Annotated in this window: 15 protein-coding genes; 12 read left to right on the top strand and 3 right to left on the bottom strand. The window is 64.2% G+C overall.

Translation table 11 applies throughout. The annotated features are described in order from the left end of the window. The first annotated feature begins 28 nt into the window (after positions 1 to 28). Positions 29 to 289 carry a hypothetical protein gene (locus tag ACLQ29_RS31505; RefSeq protein WP_425775016.1) on the top strand — a complete coding sequence of 87 codons (261 nt, stop codon included), beginning with the start codon at positions 29 to 31 and terminating at the stop codon, positions 287 to 289. On the opposite strand, the gene ACLQ29_RS31500 is transcribed toward ACLQ29_RS31505, so the two are convergent. Beyond that, complete coding sequence (locus tag ACLQ29_RS31500; RefSeq protein ID WP_425775015.1) at positions 279 to 4,406, bottom strand: glycosyltransferase; 4,128 nt, start codon at positions 4,404 to 4,406, stop codon at positions 279 to 281. The two genes, ACLQ29_RS31505 and ACLQ29_RS31500, sit on opposite strands and share 11 nt — an antisense overlap. A gap of 45 nt (positions 4,407 to 4,451) precedes the next feature. Next, positions 4,452 to 5,006 (bottom strand): hypothetical protein, encoded by a 555-nt coding sequence (locus tag ACLQ29_RS31495; protein WP_425775014.1) that lies wholly within the window; start codon positions 5,004 to 5,006, stop codon positions 4,452 to 4,454. A 325-nt stretch (positions 5,007 to 5,331) separates the two neighbouring features. Between ACLQ29_RS31495 and ACLQ29_RS31490 the strand changes: the two genes are divergently transcribed. From ACLQ29_RS31490 to ACLQ29_RS31440, 11 genes are all read left to right on the top strand, one after another. Next, positions 5,332 to 6,303, top strand: a complete 972-nt coding sequence (locus ACLQ29_RS31490) for a DUF4365 domain-containing protein (RefSeq protein WP_425775013.1) — start codon at positions 5,332 to 5,334, stop codon at positions 6,301 to 6,303. A 245-nt stretch (positions 6,304 to 6,548) separates the two neighbouring features. Then, a complete protein-coding gene (locus ACLQ29_RS31485; RefSeq protein WP_425775012.1) occupies positions 6,549 to 6,836 on the top strand; it encodes a hypothetical protein in 288 nt (95 codons plus the stop codon). After that, a complete protein-coding gene (locus tag ACLQ29_RS31480; RefSeq protein WP_425775011.1) occupies positions 6,833 to 7,021 on the top strand; it encodes a hypothetical protein in 189 nt (62 codons plus the stop codon). The genes ACLQ29_RS31485 and ACLQ29_RS31480 overlap by 4 nt, the downstream gene beginning before the upstream one ends. A 237-nt stretch (positions 7,022 to 7,258) precedes the next feature. Continuing rightward, positions 7,259 to 7,438: a hypothetical protein gene (locus ACLQ29_RS31475; protein WP_425775010.1), complete on the top strand. Its 180-nt coding sequence runs from the start codon at positions 7,259 to 7,261 to the stop codon at positions 7,436 to 7,438. A 242-nt stretch (positions 7,439 to 7,680) separates the two neighbouring features. Then, positions 7,681 to 8,310, top strand: a complete 630-nt coding sequence (locus ACLQ29_RS31470; RefSeq protein ID WP_425775009.1) for a hypothetical protein — start codon at positions 7,681 to 7,683, stop codon at positions 8,308 to 8,310. Positions 8,311 to 9,857: 1,547 nt separating this feature from the next. Further along, positions 9,858 to 12,440 (top strand): P-loop ATPase, Sll1717 family, encoded by a 2,583-nt coding sequence (locus ACLQ29_RS31465; RefSeq protein ID WP_425775008.1) that lies wholly within the window; start codon positions 9,858 to 9,860, stop codon positions 12,438 to 12,440. Positions 12,441 to 13,245: 805 nt separating this feature from the next. After that, a complete protein-coding gene (locus ACLQ29_RS31460; protein ID WP_425775007.1) occupies positions 13,246 to 14,496 on the top strand; it encodes a hypothetical protein in 1,251 nt (416 codons plus the stop codon). Further along, a complete protein-coding gene (locus ACLQ29_RS31455; protein WP_425775006.1) occupies positions 14,493 to 15,953 on the top strand; it encodes a hypothetical protein in 1,461 nt (486 codons plus the stop codon). The genes ACLQ29_RS31460 and ACLQ29_RS31455 overlap by 4 nt, the downstream gene beginning before the upstream one ends. Further along, positions 15,950 to 17,839 (top strand): DEAD/DEAH box helicase, encoded by a 1,890-nt coding sequence (locus ACLQ29_RS31450; protein ID WP_425775005.1) that lies wholly within the window; start codon positions 15,950 to 15,952, stop codon positions 17,837 to 17,839. Before ACLQ29_RS31455 ends, ACLQ29_RS31450 begins: the two co-directional genes overlap by 4 nt. A 6-nt stretch (positions 17,840 to 17,845) precedes the next feature. Next, positions 17,846 to 18,802 (top strand): DUF3883 domain-containing protein, encoded by a 957-nt coding sequence (locus ACLQ29_RS31445; protein ID WP_425775004.1) that lies wholly within the window; start codon positions 17,846 to 17,848, stop codon positions 18,800 to 18,802. 137 nt (positions 18,803 to 18,939) lie between these two features. Further along, entirely contained in the window at positions 18,940 to 20,970 is a 2,031-nt protein-coding gene (locus tag ACLQ29_RS31440) for a hypothetical protein (RefSeq protein WP_425775003.1), read from the top strand. A gap of 398 nt (positions 20,971 to 21,368) precedes the next feature. Here the strand turns inward: ACLQ29_RS31440 and ACLQ29_RS31435 are convergent, their stop codons facing one another. Further along, a complete protein-coding gene (locus ACLQ29_RS31435; RefSeq protein WP_425775002.1) occupies positions 21,369 to 23,561 on the bottom strand; it encodes a PIN domain-containing protein in 2,193 nt (730 codons plus the stop codon). Positions 23,562 to 23,734 lie beyond the last annotated feature (173 nt).

The following is a 23,734-nucleotide window of genomic DNA, read 5'->3' as shown; positions in this document are numbered from 1 at the left end:
CCGTAGCGTCCCGATCAGGGGTTGAATGATGGTTGATGACGACTTTGGCATGCCGGACACGCCGTGGTCCGACGACGACGATTGGAATCACTGCCGGTACAACCCGGCGAGCAGGGAGCTTGTCGTCGGTCAGGCGGTGCGGCTGAACCTCATCGACCTGGATCCCTCCGCCGACCCGCAATTCGGGCATATCCTCGGATTCAGGTCCTTGTACGGCCGCCCTCACGCCATGGTCCGCTGGCCGGATGCTGAGGAGCTCGTACCGCGGTGGTTACTCGTCAAGGTGTGAAGCGCCGGTCGGCCACGAACCCGCCGTAGCCCGCGCCGCACGCAGCGCGGTGTACGCGTGTGAGCATCGTCGGATCAGCGCGTTCGCCGAATTGCCTCAGGACCAGGTCGTTGTAGGAGAGCAGTCCAGGCTCGGCCGCGATCGCGCGGGCGTTCTCAAAAGCGGTGATGGCTTCGTCGATCGGACGATCACCGAGCAGGGCCGACCCGCATCGCACGACCCCTTCGGCGTCCCAAAGCTGATAGTCCCGATCGTCGCGGACGTCACGCCCACCGAGGGCACGGAGGAGGTCGAGCGCTTCGCCGACTACCCGACGGGCCTTGTCGTGATCATGTTGGCGGAACGCGATCAGACCCTGGACTCCGAGGATTCCAAGCGCGCCGGGCCGGGTCGCATATCGGGCGCCGCGTTCGGCCGCTTTTCCGGCCTCATCGATATCCGCCAAGTCGAGCAGAGCTAGGCTCTGGGTCAGATTCGCCTCCCGCAGCAACGTGTGGTTGTCCAGGCGGACGCCAATCGCGGCGGCTTGAACGGCCAGGTCAAGGGCCGCGTCGGGGAGCGCCGTCACCAGCGCGCTCGTGGCCATAGAGGCCAGAACCTGACCGCGCGGTAGATCATCGCCGGTCTCCTCGGCCAGCTCCAAGGCCCGCTGGAGAAGCCGGTTGGCGAGCCAGTAATCGCCGCGTTGGCGCGCCACCCAACCCCGCATCCGGAGCAGATGGATCCACTTACCATCTCGGAAGCGAGGCGGCTCCAACTTCCGGGTGATGCGCGCGGCCTCGTCCAGCTCCATCTCGGCTTCGTCGAAAGCTCCCGCTTTGACCAGGCACTGCGCTCGGCCCGCCCGGGCATCGATCTCCACGCCCATTAGATCGTCGCCGGCCGCGTCCGCCGTCGCCAGCCGGAAGTACCGCTCGGCGTCTGCGGTTCGGCCCAGTCCCACAAGGGCGTTGGCCATCTGCACCGTCACGGTCGGCACGCTGATCGGGCTGCTCGACTCAGCGAATCGCAGCGCTTCCCTGATGTCGCCTAGGTCGTCGGTGTGGCCCTCGAACTGACGCCGAGCCGCGACCATGTGCGAAAGGTTTGAGCCCTCCAGGTCGCCCCGCCTAAGGTTGCCCCTCAACTGCTCGCGCCAGGAGCCGAGGACGTGACTCTGACCCCATCGCGTCAGAAACCTGTCATCGATGTCATTCATCACCCGCAAAGCGTGTTCCCAGCGACATGACCTTAGGCAAAGCTCCACCTCGCCGTACTGGGGCCAGAGATCTTCGGCCCGTTTCGGCTCAGGCAATCGCTGGGACGCGAAGTACGTCACCCCTCGTCGCCACAGAGCCTCAACCGTGAGGGAGCTCGACGAGCCCACCTCATCCTCGGTGATCAGCGAGGCACGGGCCAGTTCCGCCTCTGCCGCAGGCAGATAGTAGTGCTCGTCATATCCGCGGATGACGAACGCCGTCCGGAGCGACCTCAGCAGAGGCTCGGCGTCCAGTGCCGGTGCTATCTCTTTGAGCAGGGCGGCGACGGCCCTCGCCGGGACCTGCCGGGCGAACACGGCCAGGGCCTGCACTACCCGGCGCTCATCGAGGCTCAGGCGCCCGAACAAGAATTGGAAGAGCTGGGCATACGCTTGGGAGGGCTCGTTGAGCGCGCGGGCCACGGTATCGAGGGCGACCAGGTCGTGCCGCAGCACAACTCCGGCAACGAGTTCCAGTGCTCGCGGGTGACCGCCGGTGCGGTCTAGCAACAGCTCGACCCGGTCCGCCGATATCGTTCCATCGCCGGTCAATCCCTTCAGGAATGACTTGGCATCCGGGACCGGAAGCCCGCGGTCGAGGTTCACCTGTTCGGTACGGCCGTCCAACGCCGGGTCAGGGGCGACCGGCCGGCTGACCTTCGGGCCCCGGACCGACATGACGACCTTGATCTCGTTGTCATGCCTGGCAAGGTCACGCAGAAGGTTAGCGAGGTCACGATCCCGCCAAATGCCGCAGTCGTCGAAGAGCTCGTCGGCGTCGTCGATGACGACCGCAACCGGGCGCCTGGCAAGCGCCGCGGTCACCTTGGGCAGCATCACTCTCCACGGGTTGCCGCGCACATCTTCGACGAGACCGGCTGGTGCGGCCGGACCAGCCGCCGCCAATAGATCTTCAAGCAGCGTCGGCACAGTGATCCACCGGTATCCCCGAGCAGAGAAGTACACGAAGGCTCGAAGCGGTGTGGTGCCCTCGCCGTCCATGTGCTCGTCGCGGAGCGTCCGCAGCATGGCGGTCTTCCCGATGCCGTCGCCGCCTTCGAGCCGCACCAGCCGGAAACCGGGGCGGGACACGGCCTTCACCAGGAAGCCCCTCTCCCTCTTGCGGTCCTGGAAGGTGACCGTGGCGATCGACGGCATCTCATTGATCACCAGGAAGTTGGGATGCAGCCCGGCCGTCCGCGGCCGGTCCGGCTCCGCCCGAGCGATCGGCACTTTCCCGCCGCTGTCGATCGTGGCCAAGGCGACCGCTAGGTCGGCGAGACCCTTGCGATAACCACTGGTGAAGTCGACCTCGACGCTGCGGGGAAGGTCGACCGGTGGCCGGGCGCCGTACTGCTGTCGCAACACGACGACCGGTTTGTTCCATTCGACAGCGAGGCGGAGAAAGGCGACACAGAAGTTGGCGTCGCTCAGCCGGGCGCTTTCGGCGGTTAGAACGAAAAGCACGGCCTCCGCCTTGGTGAGGACCTCGACCATGGCGGCTTTGGTGGAGATGCGATCGGGCCAGTGAAATGGAGTCACATGGTCGATGGAGAGTCTCGTGCTCCGGGTGAGCCGGTCGGCGAACTCGTCTGCGCCGGCATGGCAGATGAAAGCGGCGACGTGATTCGGCCTGTTCCATGCGTCAGCCCGAAGCAGGACTGACGCCGTCTCTAGAACGTCGTCTGCCGCCTTCGCCCAGGTCACCGTGGATTGCAGACGATCGCGCAGGTCCGCTGCGGCCCGGAGACGCACCTCGGCCGGCTGTCGGAGCACACGGGCGATCGCTTGTCCCCACTCCTCCCCGTCCCGAGCGGCGTTCTTTGTTACTGGCACGACCAACCCCGGCGCTCTCTCTTCCAGCAGACGAGCCAGCCCACTCCGGCCGCTGACCAGCACGGGCGTTCCGGCCTTGATCGCCTCGGCACCGGCCAGGCCGAAACCCTCCGCCCGGGACGGCATGAGCACGAGATCGGCGCGAACGAGCTCGTCCCGTACGGACTCGCTGTCGGTCGTGTACGCGCGTAGACGGACATCCAATCCTTCGAGACCGGTCCACCCCTGGACCGCCTCGCGAGTCGCGCGCTGCTGACCGTCCTGAACACCGAGCAACATCAGCTGAATGTCTCGGCCGTCGCCGGGCCGGATCCGGATGGCCTCCGCGACCGCGCGTGCGGCGATGTCGACGCCCTTGATCTCGGCGTCAACGAGTCGCCCGAGAATCAGGATGCGAGTCTTCTGCCGCCGCGAAAGTGGCCTCCGCCAACTCACGTCGTTTCCGTCCGGCGAGTCGAATCCCGGGTCTATCCGGATCGGCCGCACCTCCAGGTCGTCGGCCGGCTCAAGATCGAGCGCTGCCCGCTCCTGAAGAAGGGGCCCGACGGCGAGCACGCCGTCTGCCGCCCGCATCAGGAGAAGCTCCTCGTTCCACTTCAGCTCGGCCAGGCGACCCTGCGGGTCCTCCGTCGGATCTCGATGCCACTCCATCTCATCCGGATCGGTATGAACGAAATGCAGGTAGACGGCGTTGCGCCAGTGCGCTCGGTACTGCTCCGCGAACCTTCCGGAGACACGGCCATGTCCGATGATCACGTCGACCGGCACGTTCATCGGAAGCCGTGGGTGAGGCATCATCCGCTCGCCCTCCGAGCCACTGCGAACACGCGTAGACAGCAACCGGACACGGCTTCGCTGCGCGTGGTCGAGGTCTTCCTGTGTCGCGGCCAGCACTTGGCAGTACACCTCAGCACCGGCGTTAGCAAGGGCGATGCACAGGTCTCGGTTGAACGTGCCAACCCCGCCGCGGGCGGAGGGCCAGTGGTGATCGATCGCGAGCACGCGGAGGGTCCGATCCTCCGTGCCGTCCATCATGGCGACCATGATGTCACTCAACGCGACGGACGGGAGTCGGCCGTCCGACCGACGTCAGGCCGACGAGACGGTCTGGCCACACACGGGACATTCCTCCCTCTCGGACCAGTTAATCCGGCCGAGATCGGCAGGCACGATCGGGCGTTGGCTCAGTTCCTGGCGGGCGGCGATCCGGAACTTCCAGATCGCGTCAGCGAACACGTGGTAGGCGTCGTGGTAGGCGGCCCCGGAAAGCTCGGTGCCGGCACGGACAGCGTCTCGGATATCGATCAGCGCGAAGAAAACGGATTCGCTGGCCTTGGCCATCTCGATCGTCGCCGACATCAGCAGTCGTTCTCGAATGCCGTACACCTTGGAGTCTTGTAGAGTCTGCCCTGCGGCAACCGCCTGCTCTTCGGGGTTCGTCACGGCACGAGCTACGTCGCGCAGTGCGGAATGCGCGTCGTGGATCGCCACGGCGAAATCAACATACGTGCTCAAGCGCTCCAATTCCCGGTCTCGGCTGCGCTGAGTGCGGTCGGACCGGACACTGCTGACGACCGTCCCGGCAAGGGCAATGGCCGCACCAACGCCCGCGCTCGCAACCGGGATCCAGCTCGTGTCGGCCACGCAAACCTCCCAAGTCGCCTACGTCAAGTTCGGGTGACGGTGACCGTACTTAGCTTGATGCGCCGACACAAACGCCGTGGTGAGGCGCCTCGCAGGACTAGATTCAGAGTTAGCCCGGGCCCGAGCGCGTCGAAGTGGTGCGGACCTCCCTCCACGAGGTGCTAGCGAAGAACTCCGACAACCTACTGCTTAGAGCGCCTTAAGCACGTCAATGTCGCTCGTGGGTCATCTGGCCCGACTCATGGGGTCGACCGGCACGGTTGGCGACGGATCCTGCCCAGCCGGCCAGCGCCAAAGCGTGTCACTCGGCAGGGATGATGTGGGTATGCGTCGCAAACCCTCCGCCGGGGTCGCCAGCACTGGCGTGACCCAAACCAAGCTAGCCGTCGAGGATAAGCTGAAGTGGCTGTTCCGTGAGCAGCCCACGGAGGACTACGGCATTGACGCGCAGATCGAGGTGGTAGACGGCGAGGACGTGCGCGGACGGCTGCTCGCACTGCAGATTAAGAGCGGTGAGAGCTGGTTCCAGCCGGCCCCAAGGGGCGGCTGGTGGTTCCGACCCGACGCCGAACATGTCAGATATTGGCTGAACCACAGCCTTCCCGTCGCGATAGTGCTCTACCACCCTGGGACCAAGCGCTGCCACTGGCAGCTGATGAACCGCCAGACGCTTCAGAAGACGCCAACTGGCGGCTGGAAGCTGCTCGTGCCGGAAGACCAAGTGTTAGATGTTAGTGCGGCGGCTCCGCTCCGTGAGGCCGCTGAAGGCGACCCTTACGTACTACGCATCCGTCAGCTGCAGCTGGCAAAGCCCTGGATAGAGATGCTAGCTAGTGGCAAGCGACTCGTCGTGGACATCGAAGAATGGATCAACAAGACGTCCGGGCGGGGCCATATCTCCCTGGGTGTCGACAACGAGGACGGCGAAAAGCCGGAGGAGTTGGCGAGTTGGGGCGTGTTCCTCGGACTCGCGAGCTACGCGGAGGCGGTCCCCCGGATGTTCGCGTGGGCCGATATACAAGTACATGAAGAGACGTACGAGGACGCCGAGTACGACCAGCGGGACCAGTACGAGGCCGAGTACGTCATGCACGACGACAAGGGAGATCACTTTGTCATCGAAGTCATCGACCCCTGGCGCCGCCGACCATTGGCCCCAAGACTGCGACCCTACGCCAACCCCTCTGGCGAGGTGGACTTTTGGCGGCTGGAGCTGACACTGAACGAACTGGGTAAGGCGTTCCTGGTCGTGGACAAATTCGGGACGGAGGGTCGGCGGCTACTGACGAAGAGCTGAGGTCTCAAGGAGGTAGCTTGAACCTGTGTCGGGCGATCGCCCCACGTTTGCCGACGGCATCTCTGAAATGCGCGGCCGCACCCGCACCCCACTCCCGCTTCCCGGTGGTCGGCTTCGCTCTGGCGAAACATGCTCGCCTACATGTGGCTCGCTCGAGGTCGACCGCAACCACCGGCGGCCGTTCCCAACCCGACGGGATGGAGTTCGCCTTGTAGTTTCGCGCTGACGGACGCGACGGCCGGGTGATGTGCACGCTCGAAGGCGGCCAGAACGAGACGGTGACGTCGGTCAGGCCCGGGAAACTGGTGACGTTCTCGTGCTCGAGCTGCCAGCCGAGCTTCCCTGGTGGCGCAAGGGATCCCGCTTCGCCGAGCATCCCGCAGGCCCGAGAGATCCTCGGCAAGTTCCATATTCAGCGGCACAAAGCAACGGCCAGCGCCCGGCGACCCGACGATCTGGTGCAGACGCTGATGTACTGGCTGGCCGCGCTGGAGGCAGTCTTGAACCAATGCGCGACCCGCTGCGCCGGATGATCGGGCTGGCCGCCGAGCCGACGATGCGGACCCGCTACGCCGACACCCTGATCGACCTCGCCCGCCAGCAACACGAGGCCCTGGTGAAAGCCGTGATCCTGTTGCTGACCGCCGCGGTCGAGGCCACCGGCGCGAACGATCAGGATCTGCCGGAGCGGCTCGCCGGCTCAGTGACGCCTACCTGACCCGAGGCTAGGACGACGACTTCGACACGCGGCCCGGCTGGCCGCCGACGCCGTGGCGCTCGTCCCAGCGGATCACCCGAATCCGGGCAGTACCGGGAGCGGATGACGCGGACGCGGAGCCGGGTCGCGGCCGAGATGAACGCCATGATGCAGAAGTACGCTGCCGAAACGGCCGCGTCATTGCACTCGGAACGATGACCACCTCGCCGCCGGGTTTCAGGCACCGGTTCCCGAAGCGTGGGGGCGACCCTCCGGCCGGGCAGCGACCTGATCGCTGCCGAGTTCTCCGAGCTCTTCCGCGATGCCGGCGATCACGCCACGGCCCCCGCCGCCCTCGCCTTCGCCGCCCGCACCCTGCGCGACCGCCGCCCCGGCCACCCCAACCTCTGGGCCTCGTTCCTGCACTATGGTCTCTAAATCAACCCCCAGAGGAGCGTGGGACGTCCGGGCGAGGAAGAAGGCGGTCTCACTGCCGTTGGCCCATTGACGCATGCTGCAGGGGATCAGGGATGATCGTTTGGCTGTGTCCCCGCCGACACGAGCGGGAGTCGCGACGTAACACTCGCGCTGATCGCCGACATTAGGAGGAACGCTTGCTACCAGCCAATCTCCAACCCTCAGTGGAGCGGTTCGCGCGATCTCTGCAGGTGCCGTCGCGATTGATTCAGCTGCATCCGCGTAAGCAGGGCAACCCAGGAAACTACGCTGCCCTTGCTCCGGCAGTAACGCTCGGTGTCATATCGGCGTTCGAAGGATTCGCGGAGGACTTCCTCGCCACCGCGCTCTACGCGCGTGGAAGCAGCCTGGGTCAGATAGCCGCGAAGGTCTCCATGAACAATCCTACTGTCGCGGTGTTCCGCGACAAGCTTATTGGAGAGTTCAATTGCATCTCGTCGAAGATCGGTGTCGGATTCGCCCTTGATGTATGGGATCCACCTCCTGTCGGAAAGAGTTGGTGGAGGCAGGTGCAGATTCCGTGGTCAGACGCCGTGTCGCAGGCCGATGGGTGGATGCAGGTGCGCCATTGCCTAACTCACGGCTTGGCAAGCGGCTGGCGGACCGAGCATTGGCCCGGCCCACTCAAGGGCAAGGCCACTGCGAGCAGCGTGCTGAGGCGGATGCCATCAGGCACTCATTCTCTTGCCCTTCACGGCGCGATTACCTGTGCCCGGATATACGTCACGTGCGCGGCCCACCTGGCGGACCTTGCCGCCAGCGAAGTCGCCGAGAAACTCGATTGGTCTCAAGTGCCTGAGTTTCCCCTGCTTGACGTGAAGCCAGCGTCTTGAGTTGCCAAATTCGGTCCGCATGCTGAGCTGCTACCGTACCGGCAGAACTTTGGTTTACTGCGTCGTAAGTGTAGGCACCGATGGCCTTGCTCGCCGACAATACGCACGCCCTCTCAGGGACATCGGAACGATGTCCCTGAGAGGGCGTGCCGGGCCTACAACTCATCGAGGTAGGTGTCACGGCGGACGATACAGCCGACGGTGACGCCCCTATCAACGGGTGAACCGCCAGCTCTACGGTGGCAAACTTAACATTACCCCTCCGCAGGCGCCGGCGATCGCGTCCATCTTGCCGGATTATCAGCAGCTCCACCGATCTCCCCAGGCCTGGCGAAAACGGCTGTCCGCCCGATCATGCACGAAGACAGCGTCCATAAGGGTCACTATGATGTTCCCTCCCTCCCCGAGAGGCTCCCCTGCTCATCTTTCTCGGTCGTCGTGCCCTGACCAACTCACACCAGGCTCGGTACCTGACCGGCGGATTACCGGCCGTCTTCTGCATCGAGCGTGCGGGCACGCCTTCCACTGGAAAACGCCCATCGTACACATCAGCAAGGTCGATGAGGGACTATCGCAAACCCTCACCTCACCCTCAGGCTTGGCCATTCCCTAGGAAAACTTGCCATCCACGACGCGGGCGCAAGCAGGGTTCGTTACAGCTCTGCACAGGTGACTTGAGCGATAAGCGCGAAGCGTCCCCGGATCGGCCTTCGGGAGCATCTGATCTTTAGTCAGACGGCCGAACCACAAACCCGTACAACCACCACTTACGCGCAACCTCGGCCAGGGCCACCGCGACCTCGCGCTCGAAAGAAGTTCGACCACAAGTCCTACAGTCCGCGCCCGTCCGGTGGGTCCTTGCAGGTCTGGGCGGCGCGGGCGGGCTTTATCCCCGTCCATTGATGGGCAAGTGGCTTCCACGCCTCCGGTCTGGTCCATGTGCGTAGTGGTTCGTTCGCGTCACGACTCCTCGGCTCCCGTGAGGAGCCTGAGACAGGCGAGCCGTTGCCACGGCCGCCACGCTTGTGGCTAGAGTTACCGCATGTCACCAGCGATGGCGTCGGGGTCTGAGCCGGAGGCGGAATGCCGGCACTGAGTGGCGTCTCCGCCATGCAGAGTGTGGCGATCACTCGCGCCAGAGAATCCGACATTCTCTGGCGAAGCGGACACCATCTTGGGGCCGTATACCTTCAGGGGTACAACATTGAGTGCCTGTTGAAGTACCTGCTACACCTTCGCGGAGTACCTTTTCCGAGCAGTGGCCCGGACGGCCACAACCTGCGCGGCCTCTGGGCGAGCGCGTTCCCGAACCAACCGGCGCGCGGCCACGGGGTTACGTTCCTCACCGCGTGGTCCACGAACCTGCGATACGAAACGGCTCTTCCGGTAGAGCATGACGCGCAGAACCTCATGTTGGGCGCGAAGGACCTGGCCGCTCGCATCACTTCGCGGATTCGAAGCGAAAACTCGCGGAAGAGCCGGCGCGGCGCACGGAAGGGCAGACAATGAGCACACACGGTTCTCGAGGCTCCGAGGCGGAGGACCTCGTGGTGCGTCTCCGCACGCATATCGAAGCGCGGCTGCCAGACGCGACGATCACGGTCAGCGCCGACCGTGGTGGTCTGCTCGCCCGAGTCGTAGATTCGGGCTTCGATGGAGAATCCATCGCCCAGCGCAAGGAGGTCGCCCTCGGCGACGACATACCCGAGTTGGTATCGCAGCTGCACACTATCGAACTGTTGACTCCCGCCGAGGAGCCTTGGTTCGGACCCGTTTTTCGTGAACAGGCCGAGTTGCCACCCGTATGGGGTACCGCGCTGGAGCGGACAAAGACGGACCTCTCATCGGTCGTCTTTGCCAGTGACCTTGATGAGGGCCTAGCGGTCGCGCCCATCGTCACCTTCTACAGCTTGCGTGGCGGGGTTGGCCGCAGCACCGCATTGGCGTCGGTGGCGCGACTCCTGACGACGATACACCGGCTCCGAGTCGTCACCGTCGATATGGATCTCGAAGCACCGGGGCTGGGCATTCTCTTCGGGATTGAAGAGCAGATAGGTGAAGACCAGGGTGTGCTCGCCGCACTCAACGACCTCGAGTACGACGACAACATCGACATATTGAGCCACGTCCTTCCTGTAGATGAGGACAACCGACTCTTTTGCATGCCAGCGGGGCACCTTAGCGCGGCCTACGCCCAACGACTCTCTGCGCTGGACGTGGAGATTTGGTACCGGGAGCAGCGCAATCCTTTGCACCGCCTAATCGAGATGCTTCAAGCCTCTCCGCTCCGGCCGGACGCGATTCTCATCGACTCCCGTACGGGGCTAAGCCCGATCGCGGGTCCGCTGCTCTTCGACGTAAGCGATCTTGCCATCATCTTCTTCCATCCTCAGGCGCAGGCGAAGAGGGGCACCGAGCTCCTGACGCAGGCGATGCTTTCCACCAAGACGAAGCGCCATGGTGCACAAGCTCTCACGCCTGAACCCCGTTTCGTGGTCAGCCCTATGCCTCCCGGTCCAAGCAGCGAGGTGTTGGCCCAACGCGCTATCGGATGGGTTGAGAGTTGGTTGCAGCCTCTCACCGTGGCGCGTGGGCGGGATGGGCTGTCCTCTGAGGCTGCAGTCCATATTGTCGGCTACAACGCCGAGGTTGGATTCCGCGACGTTGTGGCCCCGGACCCTGCCGCGCTCGTTCCCTATCAACCGGTGGCGGACTGGGTCATACAGCTTGTCCCCGAGCGGGCGAAGCCCTCGATGGGCCAGTCTGAGCCGTCCAAACGTGGCGTCCTAGCCGACCTTTCATTCGAGGCGGATACGGCCGAGCAACAGAACTCGCTGCTCGACGACTACGTCGTCACTGAACATGTCGCCGAGGCGGCTTCTGCATCGGTTCCGCTCGTCATTGGGCGCAAGGGCACCGGAAAGACGGCACTCTTTCGATGGCTTGCAGAACGACCTGGAAGCGAAGCCATCATCGTCGCTGCGCCCAACAAGTACCCGTCTCGGCCCGCCTGGTCGCTAAGCGAGGCCGCCTACGGCGACCTGGAAAGGGTACTTCGTGCGCGAGATCTGACTTGGTCGACATTCTGGCTGGTACATCTAACGCTTGTGGTGCATGCCTCACTCTCCCGGTCGGGGGCGCGAACACCGCCACTGCCAGACGGCTTCTCTGCGGTCGGACCTGATCTGTCCGTACTGCAGATCATATCCAGACTGGAGGCCACCCTAGGTCAGCCCCGCTGCGGCCTGCTCGCCGAGGATTGGTTGCAGCGAGCCAGCTCGGCCATCGATGGTCAGCGCCCGCTCCTGTTTGACGGATTCGACACGGCATTCGGGAACGACTCAAAGGCCCGCCATCGACGCAGCGAATCACTTTCAGCGCTTCTGTCCGTACAGGCAGAGGTTGGCCACCAACTCGCCAATCTCCCCTTTAAGATCATGATCCGTCAAGACATCTGGGATGCCCTGAGATTCAACAACAAGAGCCACTTCTACGCTTCCTCACTGCGACTACGGTGGGAAAGTAGCACTGACTACTACAAGGTCGTGGTTAAACAGGCCATGGCTGTACCCAGCTTCGAACGCGTCGCTCGCTTGAACGCGCCAAACCTTCCGGATCGCGAGATCAGCGAATGGTCCGCCCAGGACGTCGAGTATGCATGGAACACACTTATCGGCGAGCGCATGAAGGGCGAACAGACAGCATTCACTTGGAACTGGGTTTGGAAGCGTCTAGCCGACGCCAATGGCGACCACTCCCCGCGCACCCTTATCCAACTCTTCAACGAGGCGCTTAATGGGGAGAGGCAGGAATACCGCCGCAGCCAGTACGAGCGCTCGGTGATCCGGCCACGTCTGCTAGTCCGGAGCCTGCCCGTAGTTAGCGACATGGCGGTCGAGGCGTTACGGGAGGAGTTCGGCGAGGAACTTGACCCCGTCATCGCAGCCTTGCGCAGATATGGCCGTACACCCATTCCCGAGGCCGACCTGGCACTTGAAGCCGAACTCGTCGATACAGCTGTCGAAGTAGGGCTGCTGGCACGGAGGGAAGAATCCTCCGGAAGACGGATACTGCGTGTCCCCGATCTCTACCGTCACGCGCTGGGTGTCACGCGCCCTGGACCTTCGTAGCCTCGACAAGCCCCTCGCCCGAGCGCGACCGACGCAAGTGGTTGCGTGGTCCGAGCGGCATCTACGTTGTGAAATGCCGAGAGCCGCTGGTGGCGAACTCGTCCACCACGAGAATGACCGTCCGAGTTGGTTCAGTGTGAGCTAAGGCGGTAGTAGCCGACCTCGCTTTGGGCGCGTTGGCATAAGGGCGGATGATTCAGTCCAACCCGGGCCGCCAGGAAGGAATCGGAGGGTGCGCTCATCGGCGCACTGAAGTTCTTCGAGGGGTCTTATGGACATGCTGAACATTCCTTCCCGAGCTGAGGGCAACTCATGAGGATACGGCACCTAGCGTCAGAGACGCGGCAAGAATGAGTGATTCGAGTTGGGCCGACGCCGATCTGCACACACACGTGAACACGGATCCCTCGGGTCGGCCTCCTACAAGTACGCGTCGCCAGAGCCGGGCGCCGCGCCGCAGCCATGAAGGATGTCGACGCGCCGTCGACGTAGCGGTTCGTTCGCCATCGAGGCGCCGAGGGTCATCCCAACGCTGACCGCGACGTGAACGAGAAGGATCGGCCGGCGGCACGGTGCGACGAACCTGGTTGACCGCAGGGACGATGGATGGCTTCAAGTGCCGATACAGGAGCGGACCGCTGGTGCTGGTGCCAACCGCCTGCCCTTCGGGGTGAGACGTATTCACTCGTCGTACGGCACAATCGGCATCCGGGCCGCTTGCGGATCGTCGTCCCCGCGTCAGCGAACAGTGCGCGCGCGGGGGCGGGTGCCTGCTGATCGTCTCGAGTGTTCGAAAGGATCTAGGTTGGAGCTGCAAGACGCCGAGGCGTACGTCAAGGTAGTCACCCGGAGAACGTCGACCAAGGACGCGCTGGCGTGGCTCGGCGAGGAGCGCGCGGTGTCCCGGCCGATCGACTTGCCCACCCTGCTGGCCTCGTTGCTTTCGATTGAGGATCAGGCGCCGACGGCAGATGTTCGAGGACTGGCAGGCCGGGTGATTCGGCAGGTCTGCCGGGCCGAGGTGGTTTCGGGGCTGGATCCGAGCCAGGAGCTCCTGGCGCTCGATGAAGTGTTGCGTCCGGCGCAGTATCGGGCTGCCCTTGACGCGCTGGCCGCCAGGACCGCCACTCGAACTCTGACGAGCGTGACTCTGGCCGCGGTCATCTCGGCCCAGCATGATGACCGCAACGTCGTGACGGCGCTCTGCGCGGCAGCGGGCCTGTCCTACCGGGATTTGCGCGCGAGAGTTCAGGATGCGTCGGTACCCACTGACCTACGTGGACGGTGGAAAAACGACCAGTTGAAGGCAGTGTTCGACGTCATTGACGCGGTCATCACCGGCCGAGTGACGGCAAGCAGTCCGGCTGCTCACCCGGCCCGGCCGGTTGAACATCTGCTGCCCGACATCGATGACAACGAGCCTGGACGGCGGCGCGGATGGGCATTGGTCGAGCAGATGCGGGTTCACGGCGTCCCGTATGAGCTTCTGCTGACCCAAAGAGCGGTGGGCAGCGCGTGGGTCTCCCACAGGAGCAGCACGGGCAAGAAGGTTCAAGCTGCGGTGACGACTTCCCTGTGCGAACTGCTTGACGAGCGGTCGGTGCCGTTCTACCGGCTTGCGATGAACGCGGCGTCACGAGAGCTGTTGACGCGTGTAGGGGCCAACCCGGCTACCGCCGCGGAGGACGGCCGTAATGAGGGCGGGCAACTTGCCGTGTTGGTGCATTCGCCGGCGCTGACGCACGCGGTTGCCGTCTCGGTTGCACGGGACGGGGGAACAGCTAGGAAGAGCGGGGCCAGGCTCGGCACGCTTCCGGCGCGCCTGGGCATCGCTTGCAGCGTGGTTCTGGTGGGTCCGGGTTGGGCCGAACGGAACACCACGGCCGAGCTTGTTCGTCCGTTTAATGGACGGATCTATACGGAGCGGACGGTCGCTGAGTTGGCGGATGCGCTCAGCGCGATGGTCGCGCAGGGTGGCGGTGTCGCACCGACCGGGCAGAATGGCGCGGCACAGCCCGCCGGGCTGGTTGATGATCCTTTGGAGGTCCGCTCATGAACTCGCTGACGCAGTACGCCAGGCGCGAGGTCATCGCTGCGGCCCAGGCGGCAGTCACCGACCAGGACGAGCGTAGGCCGTTCGAGTGGCGCGGCGAAAACGTGATGCTACCGGTGGTCAGGGTTCCCGTAGGTGATGTCTTGCTGAACCACCGTACGCACCGCGTGCGCGCCCAAGTCGAGAGCCTCGGGGCCGGCGGCACCATCATCGATACCAACCCGCATAGCGAGGAGGCGCAGCGGCTGCTGGCCGACCTGATTCGGGAGACCAGCGGGTATGGCGAAGTCAAGGCCATGATTCGCCACGAGAAGCAGCGCGAGCCAGGGCTCATTACGCACGAAGGTGTGCTGATCAACGCCAACACCAGAGCGGTCACCTTGCGGGACCTGCATGAGGAGTTCCCGCACGAAAGAGCCTTTGCATTTATCAAGGTCCAAGTGCTGCCGAATAATGCCGACAGCACTGACATCATGCAGCTGGAGTTCAACTTCCAGATGCGGCGGAACTACCAGCAGCCGTACTCGTTCACCAATCAGTTGATCTTCATCAAAGACCTGCTGGACTCTGGTCTCAAACCGGACGAGATCGGCGTGCAGATGAAGCCGCACTATGATCCCGCATCGCCAAAGGACCGCCGTGCAGCCGCCGATGAGGTGGAGGCCGAAGACCGACTTCGGCAGATCATTGAGGAACTGATCGCCGCCAGCAGTGGAGCGCTTCGCTGGCCGGATTTTGATGACGACCGCCAGAATTTGATTGAAATTGATGAATCCTATCGGAGGATGGTTACGCGCAAGGGCCCTGATGCCGCGCGGCGTGTCAAGCAGGCGAAGCTAGTCGGCCTCTTAGCGGGCATGGATTACCGCAGGGTACGGCACATTGACGAGTCGTATTTGGACAGTTATGTGCTCCAGGCGTTCGAAGAACAGCCGAATTTGCGGCCCGCTGCGAAGGCTCTGACAATCGGACAACAGGTGGCTCCCCACGCGGACCTGGGTGGCCTTTCCATTCTCGACGACCTCGACGAGGACCTGCCTGTCGATCAACCCGGCGAGGTCACTCTTCAGCCGCTGTTCGACGTGCTCGTCCGTCACGGCAAGGTCGACGATGACAACGACTGGGACGCCGAGGTTGAGGTCCCGATCGACGAGGGCACCACGATCTTGCCCAAGAATACGTTCTTCGACGCGGTCAAGACTGCTATGCAAACGGCGGCAGACAGCAAGGCGCAGGATGATCAGGGCCAGGACGCCCTAGACGTCCCGCGGCGGCAGCTGAACGCTGCTGGTGCCGCGTGCGATCGAGTACGACGGGCATACACGGAGCTTGAGGATGACGGCGACCAGCCGGAACCGGCAGCGCTGGAACAGGCGCTCGAAGCCTACTTGCGCTCGCACGACGAACTGCTGCACTACCTGGCAGAACGCGGGTTCGCCGCTGCGGAGAATCGACTGTGACCGACGGCCCGGCCATCTCGCTCGACTTCGACCCGGCGGCGAACGTGGTTCTCGCGCAGAAGGTCGGTGCCGTCCCAGATGTGTTCTGGGGCCAGCTGCGTGTCGAGTGGGGCTACGAGGGCGACCCGGCACGGTCAGTCCGGGTGCCACTCGAACGCTTTCGCGAAAACATTGGCTGGCTGGGTCCTGCCTGCAACCGCTACAACGTGGACATCGCTTGGGCGCCTGACGCAATAGCGATCATCACCACCATCAAGCGTGAACGCAAACAGCTCGAGCGTGCACGCCACCAGCAAAGCGCACCGGTGACCACCCAAGAGGTGCAGCACCAGCTAGACGGCAGCCGCTTCGCCAGGCGGCTCAAGCCGTTCCAACTTCGCGACGCGGCCAAACTGCTCAGTCTGGCGCACGGCGCGAACTTCTCCGTACCCGGTGCCGGCAAGACGAGCGTGGCATACGCGGTCTATGAGGCCGAGCACCATGCCGAGAAAATCGACCAGCTCCTGGTAGTTGCGCCGCTTTCGGCGTTCGACGCGTGGCAGACCGAGGTCGAGGCGTGCTTCAAGCCGGGCACGGCACCGCACGTCAAGGTATTCGGTACGCCGGGCAGCCAGGGAGCCGAGATCCTGCTGGTCAACTATCACCGCCTGGCGGCGAACCTCAGCGAGCTCACCAAGTGGGTCCGCAAAGGCCGAACCATGGTGCTGCTCGACGAGGCACACCGGATGAAGGCCGGCCGCGTCGGCCAGCATGGCACCGCCTGCCTCGATCTTGCGTTCTCCGCCTCTCGACGGGACATACTGACGGGTACGCCCGCCCCACAGTCGGCACAGGACTTCGTCGCCTTGTACGAATTTCTGTGGCCTGGACAGTCCCGACGGATCATTCCGCCTGAGGCGCTGACGACCAATCCTCAGCCAGAAGCGCTTCACGCCATCAATCGGGCAATTCAGCCGCTCTTCGTGCGGACCACGAAGAGGGAATTGGAGCTGCCGCCTCCCACTCTGCGCCGGGTCGTGGTTCCGCTGAGCGGTCTGCAGCGCGAGATTTACTCAGGTCTTCGCGACCGCTACGCTGGCATGCTGCGAGTGTCAATGAACGACCGCGTCGAGCTGGCCCGCATGGGCACGATTGTCATGTACCTGCTCGAGGCGGCGAGCAACCCTCAGCTGCTCGCGGTCGGATCCCGTGACCTGCCTGGCGAGTTCGCCCACCCACCGTTGCCCGTCGAACCCGGAAGCCGTCTGTGGGAAATGATCGTCGGCTACGGGCGCTACGAGACACCCCCCAAGTTCACCCGTCTCCGCGAAATCGTCGCTCAGAACGCCGCTGATCCGACCGGCCCTCGCAAGACTTTGGTGTGGTCAAACTTTGTCTCGAATCTGGAGGGCCTGAGACGGTGGCTGGCCGATTACCAGCCCGCCATGATCCATGGTGGGGTTCCGTCCGTCACAAGTGCGCCGACTGCAGCGGTCACCCGGGAGGCCGAGCTGCGGCGCTTCCGGACTGACGACGATTGCAAAGTGCTGCTGGCCAATCCAGCGGCGATGAGCGAGGGCGTCAGCTTGCACCACGACTGCCATGACGCGATCTACTTCGACAGGACCTTCAACGCCGGCCACTACCTGCAGAGCATCGACCGCATCCATCGACTCGGCATGGATCCCGGCCAGCGCACGACACTGCTTTTCATGATCACGGAGGACACCGTCGATCAGGTCGTCGATACCCGGATCCGGGACAAGGCCACCAACCTTGCCCGCGCCTTGGACGACAAGGAGCTGGTAAGGATGTCGCTGCCCGACGACGAAGACTACGGACCGCCGATCGAGACCGATGCGGATATGGCCGCGCTGCTTGCCCATATCACCGGCCAGGAACAGTGAGCAGCTGTGCTGTCCGAGCCGGTACCGATCCATCCCAGTCATCGTCACCTTCAGGCGGCGTTCTACGTCGCCCGGCTACTCAAGCCAAATGGCGAGCCCCGGCACGCGCTCGACCGGAGCTACCGGAGTCTCGCGACGGGGGCGCTACACGATCACCGCAGCCTCACCGAGGGTGAACGCCTGCTTGCCCACGCGGGCCTGGTCGCGACTCAGCGAAACCTCGTCGTCCCGTCCGACGATCTGTTGGCCATGTCCCGGTTGCCGGTGGACACGTTCGTGGAGGCGCTGCTCTTCAAGATTTTGACCGACCAGCGCGAGGTGTGGCTGGCACAAATGGCGACGACCGACGAGGTCCGTTGGGAGCTCGTGCCCTACGACGTTGCTACGGCGCTTGCCTCTACCTTCGAAGACGAGCGCGAGCGCGACGCCATGTTACTTGCTGCGGCCCGGAAGGTTGATCTTCAGGTGCTGCAGGAGTTCGGGGACGAAGGCGAGCAGACGGTACTCGATGCATGCCGGACCCACCTGCGCAGCGCGGGAATGCAGCACATGCTCCCCGACGTGGCCCAGCTCAGCCTGATCGACGACACCTTGGGCTACGACATTGCCAGCCCCGATGCAACCGGTCAGCGTCACCGGCTCGAGGTCAAGGCCACCTCAGCACCAGCGGGCTGGGTTGAATTTTTCATTAGCCGAAATGAGGCCACCGTCGCCGAACGCGACCCTCGTTGGTCGCTGGTGGTTACCCGCCGAGAACAGGATCCCACCACCGGCGAGCCGGTCATGCAGGTCGCCGGATGGCTCACTCACAGCGATTTCGCCGCTGCCCTGCCTGCGGACCCGCCACACCCGTCACTCGGCGGCGGCCAGCTGCGAGGCCGCTGGGCATCATGTCGAATCACGCTCAGTGCTCAATGTCTCCGCAGCGGCCTCCCGCTTCGCAAGCCGGACGAACCGGACTAGACCGAAATCCTGCATGGGTGATTCCCAATCACGCGAACCACGCCGTAACATGATCAGTTGTTCAGCTATACGACACGCACCCTCACGTACGTGACACGAACGCCCCCCACGGTTAAGTGAGCGAACCTAGGACAACGATGACCGCGATGACGGCCCCAACGACCGACCCGCCAACGCCGTCCCCGTCGTCCGCCCGGAATGAACCGCTCCGCAGCCCACTCGGCGGGCTCGACTACCTCAAGGTCAGTGCGGAAGCGCGAGCCGAAAGCCGCAACCGGGAAATCCATCTTCCGCCGGTCAGCACCTACCGATGGTGGGCTCGGCGAACTAGCGCCGTCAACGGAGCGGTCATCGACGCGTTCAACGCCATGATGCCCGGTCGACTGCTTGTAGCTGACATGTTCGCCGGCGGTGGCGTGATCCCGCTCGCAGCCGTCGCACGAGGTCACCAGGTGTACGCCCAGGACCTCAACCCCTGGCCAACCGCTGGGCTCACCGCCATGCTCGGCCTGCCCGCACCCGACAAGCTCCGGGAGGCGGCATCGACGATCGAGCAGTGGATCCACACTGAGGTCGAAGCCGCCTACGGCACCACACTCACCGACGGCACCAGGGGCGTCGTCTCCCACACGATCCGAGTGGCAACTGGCGAGTGCACCGACTGTGGAGAACGCGCGCGCATGTTCCCTCATGCGCTCGTGTCGCTACGTGCTCGTAAGGAGAGCGGAAACCCCCAGGCCTGGTTGGCATGCCGACGAGGCCATCTGTTCTCAGCCATGTCCGACAAACGTCGACGATGCCCGACCTGCCGCGTCCTCGTCGAGCCAACGGCCACCTACACCCCGATGCGAATGATCACCTGCGAATGTGGCAGGACGGACCGCCTTGCCGATCGGGCCGAGTCCTGGCAGTGGGAGATCGTGCTCGTCGACCGTTCCAGCCGTACGGCCCGTGAGGTCGACATCCCGACCTCCGCTGAACGCGAGACGGCCGACTCAAGCGCCTGGCAGCCGGCAGCCGACTTGGGGCCAATTCCACCCGGCCAAGAAACAAGCGTGCTCACCCGCCACGGCTTCCAACGTTGGCAGGACCTTTACCCACACCGGCAGCGGCACATGCTCGAACGGATACTCGACCTCGCCAGTCGCTGCTCGCAAGATCCCTCTGTCGTGCGTGCGGCAGAATTGGCCGTCGTCGGCAGCGCCGAGATGGCCGGACATTTATCTCGATGGGACCGGTTCTACCTCAAAAGCTTCGAATCGATGGCAGGCCATCGCTTCAACCTCACCACCGTTTCGGTCGAGCCCAATGTCTGGGGCGGCGTCGGCCGCGGGCGGGGAACCGTCCTCCGGCGCCTCAACCAGCTTGTCAAGTCCGCAACATGGCTACAGGAAAAGACCGGCCGCGAACTTCTCGTCCAAGGGCCGCTCACCACCAGCGCACCGGCCACGGCTATGAACGAGTGGGACGTACGGGTTGTCGAAGGTAGCAGTGAGCAGATGGTCCTGCCGGCAAACTCGGTGCACCTAGCCCTAACCGATCCGCCGTATCACGACGATGTCCAGTACGCAGAGCTGTCGGGCCCGTTGCGTGCTTGGGCCCGCCTCGCGAACGAAAAGCTCACCAACGAGGCGCTCACCGGCGAAGCCGTGGTCAACAGCACCACTGGCCAACTCGTCGATGACGGCGCCTATGAGGCGCTCCTAGGCCGCATCTTTAAGGAGGCCCGACGGACGCTCCGTCCCGATGGACATCTCATCTTCAGTTACGCCAACCGCAGCCCACGCGCCTGGGCCGCCGTCTTCGGCGCGCTGCAGACGGCCGGCCTACGCGCCGTGGGCTGCGAGATGGTTCACAGCGAAAACGAGACTGACCACGCCAAGCGGGGCGTGCGCGCTTGCACCCTCGACCTCATGCTCGACCTCGTCCCTTCCGGACCACACACCGTCGAGCAACACCGGCCGCATCCCGCTCCGGACATTCCACTCACTGATGAACGACGGTTCCTCAGTGTCGTTGCCGACATGTTCCTACAGGTCGGCGACCTTGAAGACGGATGGCGCCTCAAGATCCAGAAGATGCTCTCCGAGCATCCCTTCATCACGACACCGACCGACCGAACTGCCGAAACAACCGTGGAAGAAGCCGCATCTTTAGGCCAGCAGTAACCGACGCACAGGAGCACGGGTGAGCAGGGCACCTAGAACTCCTGATCAACACGCTCTTCGTGCTTGCGGACAACGTCTTACTGTGACATCCACTGTCTGCTCGTCAGACCGAAAGGCCTTCTAGGCCTTGGCCGCTGGGCTGCGGAAGTGGATCTCCCGGGCCGGTCAGGGCATAAGCAGGTCGGACTTGAGCGGGCACCTGTACGACTGGGCCTTCGGCAGAACTGGGAGCCCAGGCCACACGGCGACACAGGCCCTCCAGTTTTCGCAACCACGAGTGTCTGGGTTAGCCGCGCCTTGCCGAGAGCGTGCCCGACCATGGCCTACTTGACCTGGTCGATGGGTTTCTAGATTTGCATCCTGCGGTGTCCTGACACCATGCAGTCTATCGACTAACTTCACCCGCATTCAGCGATGTCGGTGCCCGAGGCGGTGTGCAGGATCTGGTCAAAGGCTCGGTGGGCCTCCTCCCGTGGCAGCTCATATGGCCCTGCCGGATCGGTCATAATCGCGACGAAGCGTTGCCTCAGCGCTGGTAGGGGGTCGATGTCAAGGCGGGCACCTACGTCCTGAACGGCACGAACCACGGTCGCCCCCAATGACGACGACGAGCCGTTGAGGTAGGCGAGCACGGTCGCGCCGAGGCTGCCGAGCACGAGTTCCACGGGCTCCAGCGCTGCGGTCAGCCCTTTTGCGCACGCCGCGACGAGGGCACCGAGTCCGTCGGCGTCGCCCCTGGCTAGCCGAGTTAGTTCAAGGACCATCGGACCAACCTCCTCGGCAGCTGCCGCTTGCCAAAAAGCGGGTCGTGTCAGGTTGAGCCGCGCATGCGGCGACATCGGTCCGTCACACTCGAGCGCTTGGACAACCAACGGCCATGGCGAAGGCAGGTCGACGACGTTTCCGCGGAAGAGCTTGGTGACGACGGGATCGACGTCAATCACCGTTCCGGCGTCAAGGAGCGCCTCGACCAGAGCGAGGGTGCCGAAAGCTGGCACGCCCTGCGACCGGGCCCAGGTTCTCAGGGCTACGTCGTCGCTGTAGAGCGGGATGCCGTTTTGCTTCGCGACGAGGACGGCGGCCACCCAGGGCATGGTTATGGCGCCGGGTGCGGCAGGTAGGTCTTCGACCGGGGTGGCGACATCTGTCAGCTGGCAGTCCTGTGCTGCTCTCTGAGTTGCCGCTGTGCGGACGACGGAGGACCTCTTCTGCTCGGACGACATTTCTCCCGACGAGAGTCGGCCAGTCTCGGAGGAGGCTGGGTCTCGCGCCGCCCTGGCGCGGCTGTTGGCGGCCAGGTGGCTATGGAGGATGTCCGACGCCACAGGTTTGGCGATTCGGAAGTTCAGGAAGGCGGCCCGCACTGTTGGCCACAGCTGGGCGACCGCGGCAGCCAGGTACACGGCGGAGGTCTCGATGCTGACTGTCCCACCGATCGCCTTTTTCGCCACGCTCAGCTCGGCTTCCGTGACCGCGTCGCTGGGATCGACTGCGGGAACGACGCCAGCGAGGTCGTCGGCGAGGGACAGCAGATACGGCAGGCCGGTGGCCAGACTCAGCGAGCCAAGCGCGGCTTGGCCGGCGTGGACGGCGGCGGCGTGTTGTGGGAGCGCGGTCACCAGATCGAGCGGGTCGCCAGGTCTCGCACGGATCTGGCTGACGTCGGCATCGACGCGGACAGCACGGGCTGGGTCATGTTCGCTCAGGAACCTGGTCCAGGCTTGTGTCAGCCGAAGGTGAAGCTCCTCGGACACCGGGACGGGGAGAGGGTCACTCAGGTCGGTGGCTACGACGTCGCCGCCGGTCATCGCTGTGATGTTGGGCGAAGGTCGGCATGTCTGCACGAGCGAGAACAGGAGGCGTCCCACGACCTCGCCCGGGGTGCGGTCGTGTTCCGCTATGGCGAGGGCTTGCTCGGCGCTGGCGGGTGTCCAGCCGTGGAGGCGGTGCAGGTCGGTCCACGCCTGCAGTTGAGGGACGGTGCGGGGCGCGGGGTCGAAAGTCTGCAGAGTCTCGAATGCCCGTTCAGCATTGCCTTGGTTGTATTGGCTGATCACAATCGACCAGGCGTAGTCTCGCTCGTTTCCGTCGAGGTCCGCCGCCGTTGACGAGGGAAACCTGAGCTCGCCCGGCTGGCTCTCGTGCCAGTGCGCTCGCAAGCGGCGCGTTTCAGACAATCCGTCATGTCCCAGCCGTTCGCAGGAGAACCAGTCTCGGCGCTCGGTGAAGATGTCGGTCAGTTTGCCTCGTAGGAGATGGCGAAGGCTGATGGGCAGGTCGGCGCGGCCCAGAAGCATGTTGACCCGGAGAATCACCTCGTCCGTGCGTTCGGCACCGGTCAGCACTTCGAGGGCGTAGAGCGACAGCCGCGGGTCTCCGAACCGGAGGCTCGCGTGGTCGCACGCCCGGACACACTCATCGACGCGCCCTGCCGCGGCGAGTTGCCTGGCGTACTCCTCGGCGACGAGGACGCTGCCATCCCGGCCGACACGTAGCAGGCTCAGGGCCGCGTCGGGCTGGCCCGACGCGGCGAGTGCTTGCGCGTGTAACAGGTCATAGACCCCCTCCGTTAGGTGTCCGTCGTCTCTCATTTCGTCTAGGTCGGGGATGGGCCAGCGGCCAAGTTGCGCCAGATTTTGCAGTGCGACCAGTCGGTGCGGCCCAGCGGCGCCAGAGTTCAGGGCCTCTGTCAACGCCGGCTGAAGGTTGACCCCTCTGTTCCGGCCGAATTTTGACCCCCTCGCTGGTTGTTGATGTTTAGTCG

The sequence above is a fragment of the Micromonospora sp. DT228 genome (genome assembly GCF_049841595.1).
GTDB lineage: Bacteria > Actinomycetota > Actinomycetes > Mycobacteriales > Micromonosporaceae > Micromonospora.
The sequence above is the reverse complement of the archived record's forward strand: the minus strand, read 5'-3'. Positions and strand labels throughout refer to the sequence as shown.